Here is a 22,388-nt window from a genome sequence, read left to right as displayed (position 1 = left end):
TATGACTCAGCAATCCCCCTATTCAGCGGCGATGGCCGAACAGCGCGAGCAGGAGTGGCAGCGCTTTGTTGATCTGCTCAGGCAGGCGTACGACAACGAACTGCATATCCCGTTGCTTAACCTGATGCTTACGCCGGACGAGCGTGAAGCGCTGGGCACGCGGGTGCGTATTATCGAAGAGCTGTTGCGCGGCGAGATGAGCCAGCGCGAGCTGAAAAATGAGCTTGGCGCGGGCATTGCGACCATCACGCGCGGCTCAAACAGCCTGAAAGCCGCGCCGACGGATTTGCGTCTGTGGCTGGAGAAAGCGTTACTTAACGCTCAGCGATAAACGGCGTTATGGAACGGGCTGAGCGCTAAAATCACCGCCTGGTGATAGACGCTTTCGCGGGTCAGCGCCCCGGCGGTGAAGACACCGATGGCTCCCTCTTTGCGGCCTATCTCATCAATGCCGGTATAGCGTGACATCACCGGCCCCAGCGCTTCGCCAGCGTTAACATCGCGCAGGATCACTTCCGGCAGCGGCAGCGTTGCCGAGCGGGATTCGCCGGTCAACTCACCATTCTCAATCACCACCCAACTGAAGGTGCTCCCTTCATCAATACCCGCTTCGATCGCGACCCAAAAATCCGCATTCGGCTGCGCCACGCGCGCGTTTCGCACGCGGTTTCGTGCGCCAGCTCGCGTTTCTTCACTGCCGAAGGGTTGCTCCGGAACGCCGCTCTCGACGGAAATAGAGTCAATATGGCAGCATCCTTCGCCGAAAATCTGGTTAAAAGCGTGCAGAATCGCCCGAATTTTGGCGGGATTGGTGGTAGCGCAGACAACTTGGTGCATAATCATCTAAGGCATGTCCGAGAGGAAACTGCTTTTCCCGTGCGGACTTGAGCCTTCCTCAGAGAAATAAATTCATCGCAGTATAATGGATAACAATACATGTTACAGGTATACCTTGTTCGCCACGGTGAAACCCTTTGGAACGCCGAGCGTCGTATTCAAGGCCAGTCTGACAGTCCGTTAACCGACAAGGGCGAAACACAGGCCCGACAGGTGGCGGAACGCGCGAAAGCACTGGGCATCACCCACATTATCACCAGCGACCTGGGGCGTACGCGCCGCACGGCGGAGATTATCGCGGATATTTGCGGCTGCGACGTGACGCTGGAACCGCGCCTGCGCGAGCTCAATATGGGCGTGCTGGAGCGACGCCCCCTTGACTCTTTAACCGAAGAGGAGGAGGGCTGGCGTCGTCAGTTAGTCAACGGCACCGCAGATGGCCGCATTCCCGAAGGCGAATCGATGCAGGAGCTGAGCGATCGTATGCACGCCGCGCTGGCAGCCTGTCTCGAACTGCCACAGGGCAGCCGTCCGCTGCTGGTGAGCCACGGCATGGCGCTGGGGTGTCTGGTGAGCACGATTCTTGGCCTGCCGGCTTACGCCGAGCGCCGTTTGCGCCTGCGCAACTGCTCCATCTCCCGCATCGACTATCAGCAGAGCCCATGGCTGGCGTCAGGCTGGGTGGTGGAAACCGCAGGCGACGTCTCGCATCTGGACGCTCCTGCGCTCGATGAGATGCAGCGTTAACGGCGGATAGGGATCAGATACTCGCAGCGGATGTGCGTCGGCGGTTCACGATCGTTGGTGGCGTTACGCTGCGGGTAGAAGTGTTCGATATCCTGGCCTTTACGGCGCGTCAACTGAAGCATCGGCATGCAGGTGCCGTAGACGGTCAGGATAAACTCCTGCAACCCTTCCGGTGCGCCATCATAGGAGAAGGCAACATAGTCTCCCCCTTCCAGTTCGACCGGCTGAGCGTTGTTCAGGTAACCATTTGCCTGCTCCGGCGTCAGGGCGGTGGTGTAAAAGACTTCCTGCTCGTCATCTTTTTCCTGGCTCGGCCGCGGCTCGTGCAGGCCGTACAGCTCATCCGGAATGGTTGGCGCATTGCTTAAAAACTCGCGCCAGAACTGGATACGCATCTGGTTACGAAAATCGGAGATCTCCTCCAGCGCGCAGGTGTAGTTTTGCGTAGTACCGATAAGCTTCATCGGTGGCAGCGTGACAAAGCTGTGCATCGGTAAGGCGAACTCGCCCAGACGCAGCGGCGGACGGATGCCAAACGAGTTCCAGTCCGGTGAACGGCGATAGAGCGCTGGGGTAACGGCAAACTGTTTTTTAAACGCGCGGGTAAAGGTTTGTTGGGAATCGAAGCGATACTGTAGCGCGATATCAAGAATCGGGCGGGCGGTAAGACGCAGCGCAACGGCGGATTTCGACAAACGGCGGGCGCGGATATAGGCGCCGATAGCGTGGCCTGTGACATCCTTGAACATCCTTTGCAAATGCCACTTGGAATAACCCGCTTTTGCCGCCACATTATCTAACGACAGCGGCTGATCGAGATGGCCTTCCAGCCAGGCAAGTAAGTCGCGAATGATGCCAGCCTGATCCATAAAATATCCTCTTCCATAGCACAGCAGCGGTGAACGCTTGATATCAGGGGAGGGATAATAGCGGGTTTTAAGGGGTTTAGCATGCAGTGTTTTTTTTGCGCTGACCCGCGCATTGTGACTGATTTTAATCATAAATTTTGTAAATGGGTGATCTGCAAACAGTTTCTCATATGAAAACTGAATAGTTGCGTAACGTAATATTCAAAAATGGTAACAATATGAAATATACAAAGTTTGTTATTCCTGCTCTCCTGTTGACCTCACTGGCTTCCGCACAGGCGGAGCAGATTGGATCGGTGGATACGGTGTTCAAGATTTTCGGGCCTGATCACAAAATCGTCGTTGAAGCATTCGACGATCCCGATGTGAAAAATGTGACCTGTTATATCAGCCGGGCAAAGACCGGCGGCATCAAAGGTGGGTTAGGGTTAGCGGAGGATACCTCCGATGCGGCGATCTCCTGCCAGCAGGTAGGGCCGGTTGAACTGAGCGATAAAATCAAGAACGGCAAAGCGCAGGGCGATGTCGTTTTCCAGAAGCGCACCTCTTTAGTTTTCAAAAAGTTACAGGTGGTTCGTTTCTACGATGCCAAACGTAACGCGCTGGCCTATTTAGCTTACTCCGATAAAGTGGTCGAAGGTTCACCGAAGAACGCCATCAGTGCGGTGCCGATCATGCCGTGGGGTAAATAAGCAACGTGTCTATGCCGCAACCGCTGATATGGCTGGTGGAAGATGAAGCCAGCATCGCTGAAACCTTACTCTATATGCTGCAACAGGATGGGTTTGCCGTCACCGCATTTGAGCGGGGTTTGCCGGTGCTGGATGCAGCAGCGCAGCGGTTGCCCGAGTTGGTCATCCTTGATGTCGGCCTGCCGGATATCAGCGGCTTTGAGTTGTGTCGGCGTCTACTGGCACGCGCACCCGCGCTGCCGGTGCTGTTTCTGACCGCGCGCAGTGAAGAGGTCGACAAACTGCTGGGGCTGGAGATGGGCGCGGATGACTATATCGCCAAACCCTTCTCGCCGCGCGAAGTGTGCGCCCGCGTGCGCACCGTGCTGCGCAGGTTGCAGAAAGCGTCGCTGCATAGCGATCGTATTCGCGTCGGCGAGTTTGAACTGGATGAAACGGCGGCGATTATCCTCTGGTGCGGCGAAACGCTGAACCTGACGCGGTATGAATTCCTGTTAATGAAAACACTGTTGCAGGCACCGGGCAGGATCTTCTCGCGCCAGCAGTTGATGGACCAGGTGTGGTGCGATGGGCAAGAGAGCTTCGATCGTACGGTCGACACCCATATCAAAACGCTGCGTGCCAAGCTGCGCGCAATCAATCCGGAACTGACGCCGATCAACACCCATCGCGGCATGGGTTACAGCCTGGGGCTGCGCTGATGCGTATCGGCATGCGCCTGCTGCTGGGCTACTTCCTGATTGTGGCGGTGGCCGCCTGGTTTGTGCTGTTTATCTTTGTGCAGGAGATCAAACCCGGGGTGCGGCGCGCAACGGAAGGCACGCTGATTGATACTGCGACATTGCTGGCAGAGTTTGCCCGCGAGGATCTTCTCAGCGGGCATGCGCAGGATGGGCGGCTGGCGCAGGCCTTTTCCACCCTTCATCAGCACCCGATTAACGCCCATATCAACGGCATTCACAAAGTGCGCAATGAGTACCATGTCTATATGACGGACGCGAGCGGGCGCGTGGTATTCGATTCAACGGGCAAAGCGCTGGGCGAGGACTATTCGCGCTGGAACGATGTCTGGTTGACGCTTCGCGGGCAGTATGGCGCGCGTAGCTCACCATTGGTGGCGGGCGATCCGCAAAGTACGGTGATGTATGTCGCCGCGCCGGTGAAAGAGGCTGGGCGGATCATTGGCGTGGTGAGTGTCGGTAAACCCAACAGTGCCATGGATCCGGTGATAAAACGCAGCGAGCGGCGCATTTTGTGGGCCGGCGGCGCGCTGCTTGGCATTGCGCTGCTGATTGGCGGTGCAATGGTCTGGTGGATCAACCGCGCGATCGGCAAGCTCGCCCGCTATGCGGATTCGGTAACCGAAGACCGCCCGGTGCCACTGCCCAAGCTGGGCAGCAGTGAACTGCGCAAACTGGCGCAGGCGCTGGAGAGCATGCGCGTCAAACTGGAGGGGAAAAACTATATCGAACAGTATGTTTATGCCCTGACCCATGAATTGAAAAGCCCCTTGGCGGCCATCCGCGGCGCGGCGGAGATCCTGCGTGAACATCCTCCTCAGCCAGTCGCGACCCGCTTCACGGAGAATATTCTTGCGCAGAATAGCCGTATGCAGCGCCTGGTTGAGAAGCTGCTGCACCAGGCGAAGCTGGAGAACCGTCTGGAGATCGCCTTTGCGCCTGTAGAGATGAGTACGCTGTTTCAGCAATTGCAGGAGGAGCGAAGCGCGGTGGCAGCGGCAAAGGCACTAAACATTGTTTTTGAAGCCAACGATGCGGTGGTGGCGGGTGACAAAGAGCTGCTGGCGCAGGCGGTGGGAAACCTGCTGGATAATGCCATCGACTTTACACCTGCTGGCGGCAATATTGTGCTGCGCGCCGCAGAGGAAGCCGACAAGATAGTTATCACGGTGAGCGACAGCGGCGCCGGTATTCCTGATTACGCGCTGCCGCGCATCTTTGAGCGCTTCTACTCCTTGCCGCGCGGGAACGGGCAGAAGAGCAGCGGATTAGGGCTGGCATTTGTCCAGGAAGTCGCGCGTTTGCATCACGGCGCGGTCACGGTGTCGAACCGTGCGGAAGGGGGCTGCGAAGCCCGTCTGACACTTCACCCTCACTTCACATAACTTCAAATGCTTCACACATAGCCTCGTTATGCTGCGCGCATCACTAAGGAGAAGGCTATGTTGAAATCCCCCCTGTTCTGGAAAATGGTTACGCTGGCAAGTTGCCTGTGTGTGTTACTTATCCCGCTGACAATGCTCAGCAGCCTGATTGGCGAGCGCGCCGATTATCGACATGAAGTGACCGATACGCTGCGCCAGAGCAGCGCCGGCTCGCAAAAATTGATTGGCCCGCTGATCGCTATTCCGGTGACGGAAACCACGGTGTCGCTGGAGAGCAGCGGCGAAAACGAACCGCCAAAAGAGATACGCCGCAAGCAGAGTTTTATCCGCTTATGGTTGCCGGAATCGCTGATGGTCAACGGTAATCAGCAGGTTGAAACGCGCAAAATCGGTATCTATGACGGGCAGCTCTGGCATAACAACATCGATATTAACGCCGAGTTCGACCCGAAGCGGCTGGATATCAAACCGAGTGAAAATGTGACGCTTGGCGAACCGTTTATCGTGCTGGCAGTGAGCGATTCTCGCGGCATTGGCCTGGTGCGCAGCACAAGCGTGAACGGCGAAGCGCTGCGCGTCGAGCCCGGGACGGGATTGATGAGCGATCTACAAGGTGTCCATATGCCATTGGCGATGGAGAGCCTGCAAAAACCGCTGAAGCTGGCGATGTCGTTCAACCTGAGTGGAACCGGTGAGTTTTCCGTTGTACCGCTTGGCCGCAATAGCGAGATGGCGCTGAAGGGCGACTGGCCGCACCCGGGTTTTATGGGCGATTTCCTGCCGGAAAAACGCGAAGTGAGCGAGAGCGGATTTCAGGCGCACTGGCAGAGCAGCTGGTTTGCCAACAACCTGGACAGCAAGGTGCGCGATACGGCGGTGCTTTCCAGTAAGAACAATTGGGAACTGCCGGCATTCAGCGTCAATATCGTCACCCAGGCGGATCAGTATCAACTGACCGACAGAGCGATAAAGTACGCCATCTTGCTGATCGTGCTGACTTTCCTCGCCTTCTTCGTGTTTGAAAGCCTCACCGCGCGGCAGATGCACCCGATGCAATATCTGCTGGTTGGCTTGTCGCTGGTGATGTTTTATCTGGTATTACTGGCGCTTTCTGAACATACCGGATTTACCGCCGCGTGGATTGTCGCCAGCCTGCTCGGCGCGCTGTTGAACGGCTTCTATCTGCAAGGCGTGATGAAGAGCTGGCGCGCCAGTCTGGGCTTTACCGCCGCGCTACTGTTGCTTGATGCGGTGATGTGGGGGCTGCTCAACTCTGAGGATAATGCGCTCTTACTGGGAACCGGCGTGCTGTTTGTGGCACTGACTGCGGTAATGTTCCTGACACGTAAATTTGACTGGTATGCATTGTCAGCGGCAGGGATAAAACGGATCGCAGCGGAGCCTGCGACGGAAGATGAGTTAAGGATCTGGAAATAAAAAAAGCGGCGCACTGCGCCGCTTTTTCGTTTGCGTTCGTTTATTCCTGCAGATCGCCGCAGAAGCGGTAACCTTCGCCATGAATGGTGGCGATAATTTCTGGCGTATCCGGCGTTGATTCAAAGTGCTTACGGATACGGCGGATGGTGACATCCACGGTACGATCGTGCGGTTTCAACTCACGCCCGGTCATTTTTTTCAGCAGCTCAGCACGCGACTGAATCTTGCCCGGGTTTTCGCAGAAGTGCAGCATCGCGCGGAACTCACTGCGCGGCAGCTTATACTGCTCGCCGTTCGGGCTAATCAGCGAACGACTGTTGATATCCAGCTCCCAGCCATTGAATTTGTAGCTATCGACGCTGCGGCGCTCTTCGCTGATGGTACCGAGATTCATGGTACGGGACAGCAGGTTGCGCGCGCGGATAGTCAATTCACGCGGGTTAAAGGGCTTGGTGATGTAATCGTCAGCGCCAATCTCAAGACCGAGAATTTTATCGACCTCGTTGTCGCGACCGGTCAGGAACATCAGCGCGACATTTGCCTGCTCACGCAGCTCACGCGCCAGTAAAAGACCGTTTTTACCCGGCAGATTGATATCCATAATCACCAGGTTTACATCGTGTTCAGAAAGGATCTGATGCATTTCAGCGCCATCAGTCGCTTCAAAGACATCGTAGCCTTCTGCTTCGAAAATGCTTTTCAACGTGTTGCGTGTTACCAACTCGTCTTCAACAATAAGAATGTGCGGGATCTGCATGTTTGCTACCTAAATTGCCAACTAAATCGAAACAGGAAGTACAAAAGTCCCTGACCAGCCTGGTGCATGTCGAAAATTAACATGACGGCATAACATGACTAAAGTACGTAATTGCGTTCTTGATGCACTTTCCATCAACGTCAACAACATCATTAGCTTGGTCGTGGGCACTTTCCCTCTGAACCCGACAGTGTCAAAAACGGCTGTCATCCTAACCATTTTAACAGCAACATAACAGGCTAAGACGCAAATGACACCCAATAAAACTACGCTTCGTTGACATATATCAAGTTCAATTGTAGCACGTTAACACTTTAGCGAAATTCTGATAGCCAGCTGCTAGCTTCTATTACAAATTTTCAATAAACCAAGTAGTTGCGTGCGCTAATTGATAAATAGCCTGAATCCAACACAGGCAGACATTTCTGTATTAAAATGCCAAGAAGAAACAGAGGGATATGCCCGTTCTGTTAACATCTTAACAGGTAATATTGCTGATAAACAGTTTAGCTTTTTTTAAGCGTAGAGACGGGTCAGATCGGCGATTGGTGTTATCTAATTGTAAATTCGCTCCGCGTAATATGTTGATTGGTGTCACATTTTTCAGCGGGCATGAAAAAAGAAGGTTTCGATGCAACTGGCAATAGTTCTTGTCTCCCCCGCGCGAGCGGAAAACGTCGGCGCAGCGGCGCGTGCCATGAAAACGATGGGCTTTACTGATTTACGTATTGTCGACAGCGAGGCTCATTTACAGGAAGCCGCAAGGCGCGTCGCGCACGGCTCGGGCGACATCCTGGATAACGCGAAGCACTACGCTACGCTTGCTGATGCGCTGGCCGATATTCCTTTCAGTATTGCCACTACCGCGCGCAGTCGGGCGAAATTCCACTATTACGCAACGCCTGAGCAGCTTGTGCCGTTATTAGAGGAGAAAAGCGCCTGGCTTAGCGGCGCGGCGTTGGTTTTTGGGCGCGAGGATTCCGGGCTGACCAATGATGAACTAGCGCTGGCGGATATTCTGACCGGGGTACCGATGGCGGCAGATTACCCTTCGCTTAATCTCGGCCAGGCGGTAATGGTATTTTGCTATCAATTATCTGCGTTAATGCAAAGTGCGCCGCAAACTATTTCTCAGGTTGATAATAACCAGTTAAGCGCACTGCGTTTACGGGCACATAATTTACTCAAAAAATTAGACGTGGTTGATGATATGAAAATGGTCGACTGGCTGGATCAGCGGCTTGGCTTGCTGGAGCAGCGCGACACCGCCATGTTGCACCGTTTGCTTCACGATATCGAAAAAAAGCTTATCGAGTAACGCGCTGTAATAAGATTCTTTTATAGCTGAAGATGCTGCGATATCGATTTCTCATCGCCCTGATCGGGCTGTAAACGGCTCCGCTTTTAGCGCAGACGGGAATTGAATAAATTCTGCATAATTAAAAAATAAATTGACTTAAGCAGGCAGATACTTTAACCAATATAGGCATACAGCACAGACAGATAATAATACAGAGCACAACATCCATGGCACGCATCTGCACGATTACCACTATTACAACCATCACCATTACCACAGGTAACGGTGCGGGCTGACGCGTACAGGAAATACTGAAAAAAGCCCGCACCTGAACAGTGCGGGCTTTTTTTTCGAGCAAAAATCAAGGGGTAAAGCATGAGAGTGTTGAAGTTCGGCGGTACATCAGTGGCAAATGCGGAGCGTTTTCTGCGTGTTGCCGATATTTTGGAAAGTAATGCCAGGCAGGGGCAAGTCGCAACCGTACTCTCTGCTCCCGCAAAAATTACCAACCATCTTGTCGCGATGATTGAAAAAACCATCTCCGGACAGGATGCAATTCCCAACATTAGCGATGCGGAGCGTATTTTCTCCGAACTGCTGCAGGGGCTTGCAGATGCCCAGCCCGGTTTTCCGCTCGCACAACTTAAAACCGTCGTTGATGCCGAGTTCGCGCAGATCAAACATGTTCTGCACGGCATTAGTCTGTTGGGCCAGTGCCCGGACAGCATTAATGCTGCGCTTATCTGCCGGGGGGAAAAACTCTCTATCGCGATTATGGCCGGGCTGCTGGAAGCGCGCGGTCATAAAGTGACGGTTATCGATCCGGTCGAAAAACTGCTCGCGGTCGGGCACTATCTCGAATCGACGGTCGATATCGCTGAATCCACGCGTCGTATCGAAGCCAGCCGTATTCCGCAGGATCACATGGTGCTGATGGCCGGTTTCACTGCCGGGAATGAGAAGGGCGAACTGGTGGTGCTCGGGCGTAACGGCTCCGATTACTCTGCCGCCGTGCTGGCCGCATGTTTACGCGCCGACTGTTGTGAAATCTGGACGGATGTTGACGGCGTATATACCTGCGACCCGCGCCAGGTGCCGGACGCCAGGCTGCTGAAGTCGATGTCCTATCAGGAAGCCATGGAGCTCTCCTACTTCGGCGCTAAAGTTCTTCACCCCCGCACCATTACCCCTATCGCCCAGTTCCAGATCCCATGCCTGATTAAAAACACCGGCAACCCGCAAGCACCAGGTACGCTGATTGGTGCCACTTCGGATGACGACGCATTGCCGGTTAAGGGTATCTCTAATCTCAACAATATGGCGATGTTCAGCGTTTCCGGCCCGGGAATGAAAGGGATGGTCGGCATGGCCGCCCGCGTTTTCGCCACCATGTCGCGCAACGGCATCTCCGTCGTGCTTATCACCCAATCTTCATCCGAGTACAGCATCAGCTTCTGCGTGCCGCAGTCCGACTGCGCCCGTGCGCAGCGCGCGATGAGTGAAGAGTTCTATCTTGAACTGAAAGAGGGGTTACTGGAGCCGCTCGCCGTGATGGAGCGCCTGGCGATCATCTCCGTTGTCGGCGACGGCATGCGCACCTTACGCGGCATCTCGGCGAAATTCTTTGCCGCACTCGCACGCGCCAATATCAATATCGTGGCAATCGCCCAGGGCTCTTCTGAGCGCTCTATCTCTGTTGTGGTGAGCAATGACGATGCCACCACCGGTGTGCGCGTCACTCACCAGATGTTGTTCAACACCGATCAGGTGATTGAAGTCTTTGTGATCGGCGTTGGCGGTGTCGGCGGTGCATTGCTGGAACAGCTGAAGCGCCAGCAAACGTGGCTGAAGAGTAAGCATATCGATCTGCGTGTCTGCGGCGTCGCTAACTCAAGAGCGCTGTTGACCAATGTTCACGGGCTGAACCTGGACAACTGGCAGGCCGAGCTTGCCGAAGCGAAGGAGCCGTTCAACCTGGGCCGACTGATTCGTCTGGTGAAGGAGTATCACCTGCTGAACCCGGTGATCGTCGACTGCACCTCCAACCAGGCGGTCGCCGATCAGTATGCCGACTTCCTGCGCGAAGGTTTCCACGTCGTCACGCCGAACAAAAAAGCGAACACCTCGTCGATGGATTACTACCATCAGCTGCGCCGCGCCGCAGAGAAATCGCGCCGCAAATTCCTCTATGACACCAACGTTGGCGCGGGTCTGCCGGTGATTGAAAACCTGCAAAACCTGCTTAACGCCGGTGATGAGCTGCAACGTTTCTCGGGGATCCTCTCCGGCTCTTTATCCTTTATTTTCGGTAAGCTCGACGAAGGGATGAGCCTGTCGGAAGCGACAAAAGTGGCGCGCGAAATGGGCTACACCGAGCCGGATCCGCGTGACGATCTCTCCGGCATGGATGTCGCGCGTAAGTTATTGATCCTCGCCCGTGAAACCGGGCGCGAGCTGGAACTGACGGATATCGTGATCGAGCCGGTGCTGCCAGCAAGCTTCGATGATTCCGGTGATGTCGACAGCTTTATGGCGCGTCTGCCGTCGCTGGATGATGAGTTTGCCAGCCGCGTGGCGAAGGCTCGTGACGCTGGCAATGTGCTGCGTTATGTTGGCAACATTGAAGAGGATGGCACCTGCAGGGTGAAGATCGCTGAAGTCGACGGCAACGATCCGTTGTATAAAGTGAAAAACGGCGAGAACGCGCTGGCGTTTTATAGCCATTATTACCAGCCGCTGCCTCTGGTGCTGCGCGGTTACGGCGCGGGTAATGATGTTACGGCGGCGGGCGTGTTTGCCGACCTGCTGCGTACGCTTTCGTGGAAGTTAGGGGTCTGAGATGGTGAAGGTGTATGCACCGGCGTCTAGCGCCAATATGAGCGTAGGGTTTGATGTCCTCGGCGCGGCGGTAACGCCGGTCGATGGCACGCTGTTAGGGGACACGGTGTCGGTGGAAGCCGCCGACCACTTTAGTCTGCAAAACAGAGGGCGCTTCGCCAGTAAATTACCGAGCGAAGCGCGGGAAAATATCGTCTATCAATGCTGGGAGCTCTTTTGCCAGGAGATTGGCAAGCAGGTGCCGGTGGCGATGACGCTGGAAAAAAACATGCCGATCGGCTCCGGTCTCGGCTCCAGCGCCTGTTCGGTCGTGGCGGCGCTGGTGGCAATGAACGAGTTCTGCGGTAAACCGCTTGATGAGACGCGCATGCTGGCGCTGATGGGCGAGCTGGAAGGGCGTATCTCCGGTAGCGTGCATTACGACAACGTCGCGCCTTGTTATCTCGGCGGCATGCAGTTGATGATCGAGGAAGGCGGCATTATCAGCCAGCAGGTGCCATGCTTTGATGAGTGGTTATGGGTGCTTGCCTACCCGGGCATTAAAGTTTCGACGGCAGAAGCGCGCGCCATTTTACCGGCGCAGTATCGCCGTCAGGAGTGTATTGCTCACGGGCGTCACCTGGCTGGATTTATTCATGCCTGTTATTCCCGCCAGCCCGCGCTGGCGGCGAAATTGATGAAAGATGTGATTGCCGAACCCTATCGCATGAAGTTGCTGCCAGGCTTTGAGCAGGCGCGTCAGGCGGTGGCGGATATTGGCGCGCAGGCCTGCGGCATCTCCGGTTCGGGCCCAACGCTGTTTGCGTTGTGCGACAAGCCGGATACCGCGCAGCGCGTGGCCGACTGGCTCGGCAAACACTATCTGCAAAATCAGGAAGGCTTCGTTCATATTTGCCGGCTGGACACGGCGGGCGCAAGGGTAGTGGGATAACCAATGAAACTCTACAACTTAAAAGATCACAATGAGCAGGTCAGCTTCGCGCAGGCCGTCACACAAGGGCTGGGCAAAAATCAGGGCCTCTTCTTCCCGCACGATCTGCCGGAATTCAACCTGACGGAAATCGACGAGATGCTGGAGCAGGACTTTGTCAGCCGCAGCGCGAAGATCCTCTCTGCATTCATCGGCGATGAGATCCCGCAGGAAGCGCTGGAAGCCCGCGTGCGTGCTGCGTTTGCCTTTCCTGCACCGGTAAAACCGGTCGAAAACGATATCGGCTGCCTTGAGCTGTTCCACGGACCGACGCTGGCGTTTAAAGATTTCGGCGGGCGCTTTATGGCGCAGATGCTGAGCGCCATCAGCGGTGATAAGCCGGTCACCATTCTGACTGCGACCTCTGGCGACACCGGCGCGGCCGTTGCTCATGCCTTCTACGGCATGAAGAATGTTCGCGTGGTGATCCTCTATCCGCAGGGCAAAATCAGCCCGTTGCAGGAGAAGCTCTTCTGCACGCTGGGTGGGAATATCGAAACGGTTGCCATTGATGCTGACTTCGACGCCTGCCAGGCGCTGGTTAAACAGGCCTTCGACGATGAAGAGCTCAAGAGCGCGCTGGGCCTCAACTCCGCCAACTCGATTAACATCAGCCGCCTGCTGGCGCAGGTGTGCTACTACTTCGAAGCGGTGGCGCAGCTGCCGCAAGAGGCGCGCAATCAGCTGGTGGTGTCGGTGCCAAGCGGCAACTTTGGCGATCTGACCGCCGGGCTGTTGGCGAAGTCACTCGGCCTGCCGGTGAAGCGTTTTATCGCCGCCACCAACGCTAACGACACCGTGCCGCGTTTTCTGAAAGAGGGCGAGTGGCAGCCAAAAGCGACGCAGGCGACGCTGTCAAACGCCATGGATGTCAGCCAGCCGAACAACTGGCCGCGCGTGGAGGAGCTGTTCCGCCGTAAAATCTGGCGTCTGAACGAGCTGGGTTACGCGGCGGTGGATGATGACACCACCAAAGCGACGATCGTTGAGCTGAAGGAGAAGGGCTACGTCTCAGAGCCTCACGCCGCGATTGCTTACCGCGCCCTGCGCGATCAGCTTCATCCGGGGGAATATGGCCTCTTCCTCGGCACTGCGCATCCGGCGAAGTTCAAAGAGAGCGTGGAAGCTATCCTCGGCGAAACGCTGCCGCTGCCGAAAGAGCTGGCTGACCGTGCAGATCTGCCGCTGCTCTCCCACTCCCTGCCTGCGGATTTTGCGGCGTTACGCCAGCTGATGATGCAAAAAGCGTAATTTCAAACGTCCTCCACCTGCGGGTGGGGGACGCTTTTCTGCTTACTGCTCGTGGCGTTTAAACACCAGTTCGTCTGGCGTCGAGGCCGTCTCATCAAAGAAGTACCCTTCGCGGTCAAAGCCTGTTAGCTGCTCCGGCTTCGTCAGACGCTGCTCAATGATGTAGCGGCTCATCAGGCCACGCGCTTTTTTGGCGTAGAAGCTGATGACCTTAAACGTGCCGTTTTTCTCATCGAGGAACACCGGTTTGATGATGCGCGCATTGAGCTTTTTCGGCCTCACGGCGCGGAAATACTCATCAGACGCCAGATTCACCACAATCTCATCGCCCTGTTGGGCCAGCGCCTCATTCAAGGTATCGGTAATGATATCGCCCCAGAACTGGTAGAGATCTTTGCCTCTCTCATTCTCAAAACGAATGCCCATCTCCAGACGGTAGGGCTGCATTAAATCGAGCGGACGCAGCACGCCATACAGGCCGGATAACATGCGCAGATGTTTTTGGGCGAAGTCAAAATCTGCATCGCTGAAGGTTTCAGCCTGCAGGCCGGTATAAACATCGCCTTTAAACGCCAGCAATGCCTGACGCGCATTTTCCGGGGTGAAGTCGGGTTGCCAGTCGTGAAAACGGGTGGCGTTGAGGTCGGCGAGCTTATCGCTTATCCCCATCAGCTTTTTGATCTGCGGCGCCGAAAGCGTGCGCGCGGTCTTAATCAGCTGTTGAGAGTGCTCCAGCAGCGCTGGCTGGGTGTAGCGCTCGGTTGCCAGCGGGCTCTGGTAATCAAGCGTCTTGGCAGGTGAAATCAAAATCAGCATGCTCACTCCTTGCTGTGTGAGAAATTTCCGCTGACTTTAACAAAAAAATCACCTGGCTTGATCGATAGTTGCGATTAGCGAGACGAAGGGGGAAGCGAGTCCCAACTGCCTGGCGCCAGCTGACGCTGAATCTCCGGATAACGCTGCGGGTTAAACACCGGCTCGACGCCGAGTTTACGCTGGCGCAGATAGTCCCCCGCCAGCAGCTTAACCACCGGCGACAGCAGCAGGATGGCGGTCAGGTTAATCATCGCCATCAGCGCCATCACCACATCGGCAATATGCCAAATCAGCGGTACGCTGACCAGTGAACCGCACAGCACCATTAACACCACCACGCCCCGCAGCAGCATCAGGTTGCCACGGCTGTTGCGGCCTAAAAAGATCAGATTGTTCTCGGCATAGAGGTAGTTGGCGAGGATCGAGGTAAAGGCGAACAGCAGCACCACCAGCGCGAGAAACCCGGCGCTCCAGCCGCCTGCAAGAGAGACCATCGCCTGCTGCATCAACTGGATGCCAATGAGGCTGCTCTCTGCCGACCCGTTACCAGCCAGCAGCAGCATCATCGCGCTGGCGGTGCAGACCAGAAAGGTATCCGTCAGCACACCAATCATCTGCACAATGCCTTGCGCAACGGGGTGGGGCGGGGAGGAGGCTGCCATCGCCGCGGCATTCGGTGAAGAGCCCATTCCGGCTTCGTTAGTCGACATGCTGCGCTGAAAGCCGCTGGTCATCGCCTGGCTCAGCGTCCATGCCATGGTGCCGGTCGCCGCCTCTTGCCATCCGAAGGCACTTTTAAAAATGGTCTCGAAGACTTCCGGTAACAGGCTGGCATGCCAGAGGCTGATGCTGAAACTCACCGCAATCCATGCCAGCGCAATCAGCGGCACCATCCACTGCATCAGACGGGAGAGCACCGCCAGGCCGCGGGTCATAAACAGCAGGCAGCCCACCGCCAGCACCAGCCCGGTCAGCGTGCCCGGCACCTGCCAGGCGAAGTGAACGGCGCGCGTCACTACGCTGGATTGAATGGTGTTAAACACCAGCCCATAAGCGAGGAGCAGGAAAATGGAGAAGAGCACGCCCATCCAGCGCATACCGAGGCCGCGCGCCATATACCAGGCCGGGCCGCCGCGCAGTTGGTTATTGGCATCGCGCTCTTTATAGAGCTGGGCCAGCGCGCACTCGGCGAAGCTGGTCGCCATGCTGATAAGCGCTGCGATCCACATCCAGAAGATCGCGCCCGGGCCACCGGCGGTGAGCGCAAACGCCACGCCCGCCAGGTTGCCGCTGCCTAAGCGCGTCGCCAGGCTCAGGCAGAGCGCCTGCCACGAGGTAAGGGCACCGGGCGGTACGCTGCGGCCGCTTTTCAGACTTTTGCCAAAGTCGCGGAAAAAACGAAACGGAACAAACAGGCTGCGAAATGCAAACCAGATACCCGCTGCCGCCAGCAGGTATACCATCAGCGATCCCCACAGGATCTCACTGATAAAAGAGAAGAATTCTGGCATTAACGACCCTCTTGTCGATGCCGGGAGAGGTAACCTGCGACGGCGCGTTTACAACGGGCTTATCCCTTCGCAGGCAATTAATCAGGGAGTTTATCATACAATGCCACCTGCATTGTCTGCGGTTGCGCTGACAGGGCGTCGTGTTATCATCTTGCCAGACCGGTTACATCCCCCTAACAAGTATACTCGTCATACTTCTCGTTCAGGTGCGCTGGCAGCCTTTGCGCCCGACAAGCCATAAAGGCGTCATCGGTCTCGACGTGATTTATTCAGGGTATCGTTTAAAGAGAAACATTATCATGACGGATAAATTGACCTCCCTGCGTCAGTACACAACAGTCGTGGCTGATACCGGAGATATCGCGGCAATGAAGCTCTATCAGCCGCAGGATGCTACAACCAACCCTTCTCTGATCCTTGGGGCAGCCCAAATCCCGGAATACCGTAAACTGATTGACGAAGCTGTGACCTGGGCGCGTAGCCAGAGCAGCGATCGCGCGCAGCAAGTGGTTGATGCGTCCGACCGCCTGGCCGTTAACATCGGTCTGGAAATCCTCAAACTGATCCCGGGCCGTATCTCTACTGAAGTTGACGCGCGCCTCTCTTACGACACCGAAGGCTCCATCGCCAAAGCCAAACGCCTGATCAAAATGTATAACGATGCGGGCATCAGCAACGATCGTATCCTGATCAAGCTGGCTTCCACCTGGCAGGGCATTCGCGCAGCAGAACAGCTGGAAAAAGAGGGCATCAACTGTAACCTGACGCTGCTCTTCTCCTTCGCCCAGGCGCGTGCCTGTGCCGAAGCGGGCGTCTACCTGATCTCCCCGTTCGTAGGTCGTATTCTTGACTGGTACAAAGCTAATACCGACAAGAAAGAGTACGCACCGGCAGAAGATCCGGGCGTGGTTTCCGTGAGTGAAATCTACCAGTACTACAAAGAGCACGGTTATGAAACTGTGGTAATGGGCGCAAGCTTCCGTAATATCGGCGAAATCATTGAGCTGGCTGGCTGCGACCGTCTGACCATCGCCCCGGCGCTGCTGAAAGAGCTTTCAGAAAGCGAAGGCGCGCTGGAGCGCAAACTGGTTTACACCGGCGAAGTAAAAGCGCGTCCGGAGCGCATCAGCGAAGCGGAATTCCTGTGGCAGCACAACCAGGATCCGATGGCGGTTGATAAACTGGCGGACGGTATCCGCAAGTTTGCCGTTGACCAGGAAAAACTGGAAAAAATGATCGGCGATCTGCTGTAATCATCAGGCGTGGCCGGGCTCCCGGTCACGCTTCTTCTCTCCACTCTGTTTGCCTCTCCCCTCAGCGTGTATCATTCCGTAAACGGTTTTTTGCAACGGAATAATTATGGACACACTACGCATTGGTTTAGTTTCGGTTTCCGATCGCGCCTCCAGCGGCGTTTATGAAGATAAAGGTTTGCCCGCGCTTGAAGCATGGCTGGCATCGGCCTTAACCACCCCTTTTCATATCGAAACGCGCCTGATCCCTGACGAGCAGACCATCATCGAGCAAACGTTATGTGAGCTGGTGGACGAGATGAGCTGTCATCTGGTGCTGACCACCGGCGGAACCGGCCCGGCACGCCGCGACGTGACGCCTGATGCTACCCTTGCCGTTGCCGATCGTGAGATGCCGGGCTTTGGCGAGCAGATGCGCCAGATCAGCCTCAACTTTGTACCGACGGCCATTCTTTCGCGCCAGGTGGGCGTGATCCGCAAGCAGGCGTTGATCCTTAACCTGCCAGGCCAGCCGAAATCGATTAAAGAGACCCTCGAAGGGCTGAAAAGCGAGAGCGGTGAAGTGAAAGTGGCGGGCATATTTGCCAGTGTACCGTATTGTGTACAGCTTCTTGATGGCCCGTATGTGGAGACAGATCCGCAGGTCGTAGCAGCTTTTCGTCCTAAAAGCGCAAGGCGCGAAACTTTATCCTGAAAGTAGCGCTTTTCTGACATATGCGATCCCGGTGGTGGCGTATTGATATTTTTACGGTATAGTCATTTTTACTTTACATAACCCGTAAGAATATAATCGTTCACTCTTATCAACGGTTCGCTATGTCACATTACACACGCCCTCTGAATAAACAGGATTATAAAACCCTGACCCTCGCCGCCCTCGGCGGGGCGCTGGAGTTTTACGATTTCATTATCTTCGTCTTTTTCGCCGCTGTGGTCGGGGAGCTCTTCTTCCCGGCCGATATCCCCGAGTGGCTGCGTCAGGTGCAGACCTTTGGCATTTTCGCCGCCGGTTATCTGGCGCGCCCGCTGGGCGGTATTGTGATGGCGCACTTCGGCGATCTGGTCGGGCGCAAGAAGATGTTCACCCTCAGCATTTTGCTGATGGCGCTGCCAACGCTGGCGATTGGCCTGCTGCCGACCTATGCCTCAATGGGCATTGTTGCACCGCTGCTGCTGCTGTTAATGCGCGTGTTACAGGGCGCAGCGATTGGTGGCGAAGTGCCTGGTGCATGGGTGTTTGTTGCTGAGCATGTCCCGGCGCGCCGCATCGGTATTGCCTGCGGCACGCTGACGGCGGGCTTAACGGTTGGCATCCTGCTGGGATCGGTGGTTGCCACGCTGGTCAACACCAGCATGACGCAGCAGGCGATCCACGATGGCGGCTGGCGTATCCCCTTCCTGCTCGGCGGCGCGTTCGGGCTGGTGGCAATGTATTTACGCCGTTGGCTGCGTGAGACGCCCATTTTCCTGGAGATGCAGCAGCGCAAAGCGCTGGCGCAGGAGTTGCCGGTAAAAGCGGTGGTGTTGAAGCACAAAAAAGCAGTGGTAGTTTCGATGCTGCTGACCTGGCTGCTCTCGGCCGGAATTGTGGTAGTGATCCTGATGTCGCCGGTCTGGCTGCAAAAGCAGTATGGCTTCGCGCCCGCTCTGACCTTACAGGCAAATAGCATTGCCACGATCATGCTCTGCTTTGGTTGTCTGGCGGCGGGGCTGTTAGTCGATCGCTTCGGTGCCAGCCGCACCTTTATCGTCGGCAGCTTGCTGCTCGCCGCTGCCAGCTGGCTCTTCTATCACCGCGTTGGCAGCCACCCGGAACAACTCTTTCTGCTCTATGGCCTTGTCGGCTTGTGCGTCGGCGTTGTGGGTGCTGTGCCTTATGTGATGGTGCGCGCCTTTCCGGCGGAGGTGCGTTTTACCGGCATCTCTTTCTCTTACAACGTCTCCTATGCCATTTTCGGCGGGCTGACGCCAATTGCGGTGACGATGCTGATGAGCGTCTCGCCGATGGCTCCGGCCTGGTACGTGCTGGCGCTCTCCCTGATGGGGTTTGGCTTAGGCATCTGGCTGCGCCAGGATCTGCATCATGCCGATAGCGTGGCCGACACCCCGCTCGAATCCTTATAAAAAAACGGAGCCTTCAGGCTCCGTTTTTTATACTGGCACCTGAACGAATCAGTGTTTTTCGCCAATCGGCAGCACGGTGCGGCCAAACTGTTCGTTCAGCACTTCGCCCATCGCCAGGTAGATGGCGCTGGCACCGCAGACGAGGCCAATCCAGCCTGCGATATGAACGATGTTTTCGTTATCCGCCAGGTGTCCCACCGCCAGTAGCGCAAACAGCACCGTCAGGCTCAGGAAGACAAACTGCAGCATGCGCGCGCTTTTCAGCGTGCCGAAGAACATAAACAGGGTAAAGACGCCCCAGATGGCTAAATAGACGCCGAGGAAGTGGCCGTTGGTCGCCTCTGTCAGCCCCATTTTCGGGAACAGCAGAATCGCTACCAGCGTCAACCAGAAAGAACCGTAAGAGGTAAAGGCTGTTAAGCCGAAGGTGTTGCCTTTTTTATACTCAAGCAGGCCGGCAAAAATTTGTGCGATACCACCATAGAAAATGCCCATGGCCAGGATAATGACATCCATCGGGAATAGACCAATATTGTGCAGGTTAAGCAGAATAGTGGTCATGCCGAAGCCCATTAAGCCCAGCGGAGCCGGATTAGCCAACTTAGTGTTGCCCATAATTCCTCAAAAGAATCAATTGATAAAGGGGAGAAATAATTACCCCGCGGGCGTTTTCTGCAAGCGGGGCGCGGCATCATAAATAGCGCCATCCGGCCTGTCTATGATCTGAACAGGTGGAAATTAAAAATTTTTTTATTGTCTCCCCCTTGATGCGCGGCGCGGCGACCCCATCTTGTAGTCAACCGCATTTTGTGGGCTTGCAAAAAAATCAATACAGGGCAGTTGAAACCGTGAGGTTTGCCCTTATTACAGGTTCACAACCAGCTGATGACGAATTTTTAGTGGAGACGTTTAGATGGGTAAAATTATTGGTATCGACCTTGGGACAACCAACTCTTGTGTAGCCATCATGGATGGCGCTTCGGCACGCGTGCTTGAGAACGCCGAGGGCGATCGCACCACGCCTTCCGTAATTGCGTACACACAGGATGGCGAGACTCTGGTAGGTCAGCCGGCTAAACGTCAGGCAGTGACGAACCCGCAAAACACGCTGTTTGCGATCAAGCGCCTGATTGGCCGTCGCTTCCAGGACGAAGAAGTCCAGCGTGACGTATCTATCATGCCTTACAAAATCATGGCAGCCGACAACGGCGACGCCTGGATTGATGTGAAAGGCAACAAAATGGCACCGCCGCAGATCTCTGCAGAAGTGCTGAAAAAAATGAAGAAAACGGCGGAAGATTACCTGGGTGAACCGGTAACTGAAGCGGTTATCACTGTTCCGGCTTACTTTAACGATGCGCAGCGTCAGGCGACTAAAGACGCCGGCCGTATCGCGGGCCTGGAAGTAAAACGTATTATCAACGAACCGACAGCGGCTGCGCTGGCTTACGGTCTGGATAAAGAGACCGGTAACCGCACTATCGCGGTATACGACCTGGGCGGCGGTACCTTCGATATCTCCATCATCGAAATCGACGATGTAGACGGCGAAAAAACCTTCGAAGTACTGGCGACCAACGGTGATACCCACCTCGGTGGTGAAGACTTCGACAGCCGTCTGATCAACTACCTGGTGGAAGAGTTCAAGAAAGATCAGGGTATCGATCTGCGCAACGATCCGCTGGCAATGCAGCGCCTGAAAGAAGCGGCAGAGAAAGCGAAAATCGAGCTCTCTTCTGCACAGCAGACCGACGTGAACCTGCCGTACATCACCGCAGACGCGACCGGTCCGAAACACATGAACATCAAAGTGACTCGCGCGAAACTGGAAAGTCTGGTCGAAGACCTGGTAAGCCGTTCTATCGAGCCGCTGAAAGTTGCGCTGCAGGATGCGGGCCTCTCCGTTTCTGACATCAATGACGTGATCCTGGTCGGTGGCCAGACCCGTATGCCGATGGTGCAGAAAAAAGTGGCTGAGTTCTTCGGCAAAGATCCGCGTAAAGACGTGAACCCGGATGAAGCAGTAGCTATCGGTGCTGCGGTTCAGGGCGGCGTTCTGACCGGTGAAGTTAAAGACGTTCTGCTGCTGGACGTTACCCCGCTGTCGCTGGGTATCGAAACCATGGGCGGCGTGATGACTCCGCTGATCAACAAAAACACCACCATCCCGACCAAGCACAGCCAGGTGTTCTCTACGGCGGAAGACAACCAGTCTGCGGTAACCATCCACGTGCTGCAGGGTGAGCGTAAACGCGCTTCCGATAACAAATCGCTGGGCCAGTTCAACCTCGACGGTATCAACCCGGCACCGCGCGGCATGCCGCAGATCGAAGTCACCTTCGATATCGACGCCGATGGTATTCTGCACGTCTCTGCGAAAGACAAGAATACCAACCGTGAGCAGAAGATCACCATCAAGGCTTCTTCTGGTCTGAACGAGGATGAAATCCAGAAAATGGTGCGTGACGCGGAAGCGAACGCCGAGTCTGACCGTAAGTTCGAAGAGCTGGTCCAGACCCGTAACCAGGGCGATCATCTGCTGCACAGCACCCGTAAGCAGGTTGAAGAAGCAGGCGACCAACTGCCGGCTGAAGACAAAACTGCAATCGAGTCCGCGCTGAGCGAGCTGGAAACTGCGCTGAAAGGCGAAGATAAAGCGGCCATCGACGCCAAAATGCAGGCGCTGGCACAGGTTTCCCAGAAACTGATGGAAATCGCCCAGCAGCAGCACGCACAGCAGCAGGCGGGCGGCGCTGATGCTTCTGCGAACAACGCCAACGCGGCGAAAGATGACGACGTGGTTGACGCCGAGTTCGAAGAAGTTAAAGACAAAAAGTAATCGCCCTTATGCAGGGTAGATA

At 55.7% G+C, this 22,388-nt stretch carries 22 protein-coding genes and 1 other annotated feature; of the genes, 16 read left to right on the top strand and 6 right to left on the bottom strand.

Annotated features, from left to right (window positions below):
• Position 1 precedes the first annotated feature (1 nt).
• A complete protein-coding gene (gene trpR / locus N7V53_RS13295) occupies positions 2-331 on the top strand; it encodes a trp operon repressor (RefSeq protein WP_023480369.1) in 330 nt (109 codons plus the stop codon).
• Here the strand turns inward: trpR and yjjX are convergent.
• On the bottom strand, positions 322-837 hold the full coding sequence (gene yjjX / locus N7V53_RS13290; protein ID WP_023480394.1) for an inosine/xanthosine triphosphatase: 516 nt from the start codon (positions 835-837) through the stop codon (positions 322-324). The two genes, trpR and yjjX, sit on opposite strands and share 10 nt — an antisense overlap.
• A gap of 99 nt (positions 838-936) precedes the next feature.
• Between yjjX and gpmB the strand changes: the two genes are divergently transcribed.
• Positions 937-1,584: a 2,3-diphosphoglycerate-dependent phosphoglycerate mutase GpmB gene (gene gpmB / locus N7V53_RS13285; RefSeq protein WP_023480352.1), complete on the top strand. Its 648-nt coding sequence runs from the start codon at positions 937-939 to the stop codon at positions 1,582-1,584.
• On the opposite strand, the gene robA is transcribed toward gpmB, so the two are convergent.
• On the bottom strand, positions 1,581-2,453 hold the full coding sequence (gene robA, locus N7V53_RS13280; RefSeq protein ID WP_279793644.1) for an MDR efflux pump AcrAB transcriptional activator RobA: 873 nt from the start codon (positions 2,451-2,453) through the stop codon (positions 1,581-1,583). The genes gpmB and robA overlap by 4 nt on opposite strands.
• A 218-nt stretch (positions 2,454-2,671) precedes the next feature.
• On the opposite strand from robA, the gene creA reads away from it, so the two are divergent.
• The 4 genes from creA to creD are packed head-to-tail and all read left to right on the top strand — an operon-like array spanning position 2,672 to position 6,707.
• Positions 2,672-3,145 (top strand): protein CreA, encoded by a 474-nt coding sequence (creA, locus tag N7V53_RS13275; RefSeq protein ID WP_023480363.1) that lies wholly within the window; start codon positions 2,672-2,674, stop codon positions 3,143-3,145.
• 11 nt (positions 3,146-3,156) lie between these two features.
• The gene (creB, locus tag N7V53_RS13270) at positions 3,157-3,846 is read left to right on the top strand and encodes a two-component system response regulator CreB (RefSeq protein WP_128483678.1); all 690 of its coding nucleotides are present in this window, start codon (positions 3,157-3,159) and stop codon (positions 3,844-3,846) included.
• Positions 3,846-5,270: a two-component system sensor histidine kinase CreC gene (gene creC / locus N7V53_RS13265; RefSeq protein ID WP_279793643.1), complete on the top strand. Its 1,425-nt coding sequence runs from the start codon at positions 3,846-3,848 to the stop codon at positions 5,268-5,270. The genes creB and creC overlap by 1 nt, the downstream gene beginning before the upstream one ends.
• A 57-nt stretch (positions 5,271-5,327) precedes the next feature.
• Complete coding sequence (creD, locus tag N7V53_RS13260) at positions 5,328-6,707, top strand: cell envelope integrity protein CreD (protein WP_279793642.1); 1,380 nt, start codon at positions 5,328-5,330, stop codon at positions 6,705-6,707.
• A 40-nt stretch (positions 6,708-6,747) separates the two neighbouring features.
• On the opposite strand, the gene arcA is transcribed toward creD, so the two are convergent.
• Positions 6,748-7,464, bottom strand: a complete 717-nt coding sequence (arcA, locus tag N7V53_RS13255; protein WP_023480336.1) for a two-component system response regulator ArcA — start codon at positions 7,462-7,464, stop codon at positions 6,748-6,750.
• A gap of 94 nt (positions 7,465-7,558) precedes the next feature.
• On the opposite strand from arcA, the gene yjjY reads away from it, so the two are divergent.
• From yjjY to thrC, 6 genes are all read left to right on the top strand, one after another.
• Positions 7,559-7,699, top strand: coding sequence for a protein YjjY (gene yjjY / locus N7V53_RS13250; protein WP_086870418.1), 141 nt, complete (start codon positions 7,559-7,561; stop codon positions 7,697-7,699).
• A 396-nt stretch (positions 7,700-8,095) separates the two neighbouring features.
• Positions 8,096-8,782: a tRNA/rRNA methyltransferase gene (locus tag N7V53_RS13245; protein WP_279793641.1), complete on the top strand. Its 687-nt coding sequence runs from the start codon at positions 8,096-8,098 to the stop codon at positions 8,780-8,782.
• 209 nt (positions 8,783-8,991) lie between these two features.
• Complete coding sequence (gene thrL, locus N7V53_RS13240) at positions 8,992-9,060, top strand: thr operon leader peptide (protein ID WP_124971581.1); 69 nt, start codon at positions 8,992-8,994, stop codon at positions 9,058-9,060.
• Positions 8,999-9,116, top strand: a sequence feature (Thr leader region). It overlaps the preceding gene by 62 nt.
• Positions 9,117-9,139: 23 nt before the next feature.
• A complete protein-coding gene (gene thrA, locus N7V53_RS13235) occupies positions 9,140-11,602 on the top strand; it encodes a bifunctional aspartate kinase/homoserine dehydrogenase I (RefSeq protein WP_279793640.1) in 2,463 nt (820 codons plus the stop codon).
• A 1-nt stretch (position 11,603) separates the two neighbouring features.
• Positions 11,604-12,533 carry a homoserine kinase gene (gene thrB, locus N7V53_RS13230; protein WP_124969908.1) on the top strand — a complete coding sequence of 310 codons (930 nt, stop codon included), beginning with the start codon at positions 11,604-11,606 and terminating at the stop codon, positions 12,531-12,533.
• A gap of 3 nt (positions 12,534-12,536) precedes the next feature.
• On the top strand, positions 12,537-13,823 hold the full coding sequence (thrC, locus tag N7V53_RS13225) for a threonine synthase (protein WP_279793639.1): 1,287 nt from the start codon (positions 12,537-12,539) through the stop codon (positions 13,821-13,823).
• 42 nt (positions 13,824-13,865) lie between these two features.
• On the opposite strand, the gene yaaA is transcribed toward thrC, so the two are convergent.
• The gene (gene yaaA, locus N7V53_RS13220) at positions 13,866-14,639 is read right to left on the bottom strand and encodes a peroxide stress protein YaaA (protein ID WP_279793638.1); all 774 of its coding nucleotides are present in this window, start codon (positions 14,637-14,639) and stop codon (positions 13,866-13,868) included.
• 74 nt (positions 14,640-14,713) lie between these two features.
• Positions 14,714-16,150 (bottom strand): sodium:alanine symporter family protein, encoded by a 1,437-nt coding sequence (locus tag N7V53_RS13215; RefSeq protein ID WP_279793637.1) that lies wholly within the window; start codon positions 16,148-16,150, stop codon positions 14,714-14,716.
• Between the two features lie 299 nt (positions 16,151-16,449).
• Between N7V53_RS13215 and tal the strand changes: the two genes are divergently transcribed.
• From tal to N7V53_RS13200, 3 genes are all read left to right on the top strand, one after another.
• Entirely contained in the window at positions 16,450-17,403 is a 954-nt protein-coding gene (gene tal, locus N7V53_RS13210; protein WP_042713423.1) for a transaldolase, read from the top strand.
• Positions 17,404-17,509: 106 nt separating this feature from the next.
• Positions 17,510-18,097, top strand: a complete 588-nt coding sequence (mog, locus tag N7V53_RS13205; protein ID WP_124969899.1) for a molybdopterin adenylyltransferase — start codon at positions 17,510-17,512, stop codon at positions 18,095-18,097.
• A gap of 122 nt (positions 18,098-18,219) precedes the next feature.
• Positions 18,220-19,527 (top strand): MFS transporter, encoded by a 1,308-nt coding sequence (locus N7V53_RS13200; RefSeq protein WP_279793636.1) that lies wholly within the window; start codon positions 18,220-18,222, stop codon positions 19,525-19,527.
• 48 nt (positions 19,528-19,575) lie between these two features.
• On the opposite strand, the gene satP is transcribed toward N7V53_RS13200, so the two are convergent.
• Complete coding sequence (gene satP / locus N7V53_RS13195; protein WP_042715340.1) at positions 19,576-20,142, bottom strand: acetate uptake transporter; 567 nt, start codon at positions 20,140-20,142, stop codon at positions 19,576-19,578.
• 298 nt (positions 20,143-20,440) lie between these two features.
• On the opposite strand from satP, the gene dnaK reads away from it, so the two are divergent.
• Positions 20,441-22,366 carry a molecular chaperone DnaK gene (gene dnaK / locus N7V53_RS13190; protein ID WP_076768922.1) on the top strand — a complete coding sequence of 642 codons (1,926 nt, stop codon included), beginning with the start codon at positions 20,441-20,443 and terminating at the stop codon, positions 22,364-22,366.
• The last annotated feature ends 22 nt before the right edge of the window (positions 22,367-22,388 follow it).

The organism is Kosakonia sp. HypNH10 (assembly GCF_029850615.1).
GTDB lineage: Bacteria > Pseudomonadota > Gammaproteobacteria > Enterobacterales > Enterobacteriaceae > Kosakonia > Kosakonia cowanii.
The sequence above is the reverse complement of the archived record's forward strand: the minus strand, read 5'-3'. Positions and strand labels throughout refer to the sequence as shown.

Excerpts from the sequence above, each read along its gene's own strand:
- trpR (WP_023480369.1), top strand. The coding sequence starts at position 2 with ATGACTCAGCAATCCCCCTATTCAGCGGCGATGGCCGAACAGCGCGAG.
- yjjX (WP_023480394.1), bottom strand. The coding sequence starts at position 837 with ATGCACCAAGTTGTCTGCGCTACCACCAATCCCGCCAAAATTCGGGCG.
- gpmB (WP_023480352.1), top strand. The coding sequence starts at position 937 with ATGTTACAGGTATACCTTGTTCGCCACGGTGAAACCCTTTGGAACGCC.
- robA (WP_279793644.1), bottom strand. The coding sequence starts at position 2,453 with ATGGATCAGGCTGGCATCATTCGCGACTTACTTGCCTGGCTGGAAGGC.
- creA (WP_023480363.1), top strand. The coding sequence starts at position 2,672 with ATGAAATATACAAAGTTTGTTATTCCTGCTCTCCTGTTGACCTCACTG.
- creB (WP_128483678.1), top strand. The coding sequence starts at position 3,157 with ATGCCGCAACCGCTGATATGGCTGGTGGAAGATGAAGCCAGCATCGCT.
- creC (WP_279793643.1), top strand. The coding sequence starts at position 3,846 with ATGCGTATCGGCATGCGCCTGCTGCTGGGCTACTTCCTGATTGTGGCG.
- creD (WP_279793642.1), top strand. The coding sequence starts at position 5,328 with ATGTTGAAATCCCCCCTGTTCTGGAAAATGGTTACGCTGGCAAGTTGC.
- arcA (WP_023480336.1), bottom strand. The coding sequence starts at position 7,464 with ATGCAGATCCCGCACATTCTTATTGTTGAAGACGAGTTGGTAACACGC.
- yjjY (WP_086870418.1), top strand. The coding sequence starts at position 7,559 with ATGACTAAAGTACGTAATTGCGTTCTTGATGCACTTTCCATCAACGTC.
- N7V53_RS13245 (WP_279793641.1), top strand. The coding sequence starts at position 8,096 with ATGCAACTGGCAATAGTTCTTGTCTCCCCCGCGCGAGCGGAAAACGTC.
- thrA (WP_279793640.1), top strand. The coding sequence starts at position 9,140 with ATGAGAGTGTTGAAGTTCGGCGGTACATCAGTGGCAAATGCGGAGCGT.
- thrB (WP_124969908.1), top strand. The coding sequence starts at position 11,604 with ATGGTGAAGGTGTATGCACCGGCGTCTAGCGCCAATATGAGCGTAGGG.
- thrC (WP_279793639.1), top strand. The coding sequence starts at position 12,537 with ATGAAACTCTACAACTTAAAAGATCACAATGAGCAGGTCAGCTTCGCG.
- yaaA (WP_279793638.1), bottom strand. The coding sequence starts at position 14,639 with ATGCTGATTTTGATTTCACCTGCCAAGACGCTTGATTACCAGAGCCCG.
- N7V53_RS13215 (WP_279793637.1), bottom strand. The coding sequence starts at position 16,150 with ATGCCAGAATTCTTCTCTTTTATCAGTGAGATCCTGTGGGGATCGCTG.
- tal (WP_042713423.1), top strand. The coding sequence starts at position 16,450 with ATGACGGATAAATTGACCTCCCTGCGTCAGTACACAACAGTCGTGGCT.
- mog (WP_124969899.1), top strand. The coding sequence starts at position 17,510 with ATGGACACACTACGCATTGGTTTAGTTTCGGTTTCCGATCGCGCCTCC.
- N7V53_RS13200 (WP_279793636.1), top strand. The coding sequence starts at position 18,220 with ATGTCACATTACACACGCCCTCTGAATAAACAGGATTATAAAACCCTG.
- satP (WP_042715340.1), bottom strand. The coding sequence starts at position 20,142 with ATGGGCAACACTAAGTTGGCTAATCCGGCTCCGCTGGGCTTAATGGGC.
- dnaK (WP_076768922.1), top strand. The coding sequence starts at position 20,441 with ATGGGTAAAATTATTGGTATCGACCTTGGGACAACCAACTCTTGTGTA.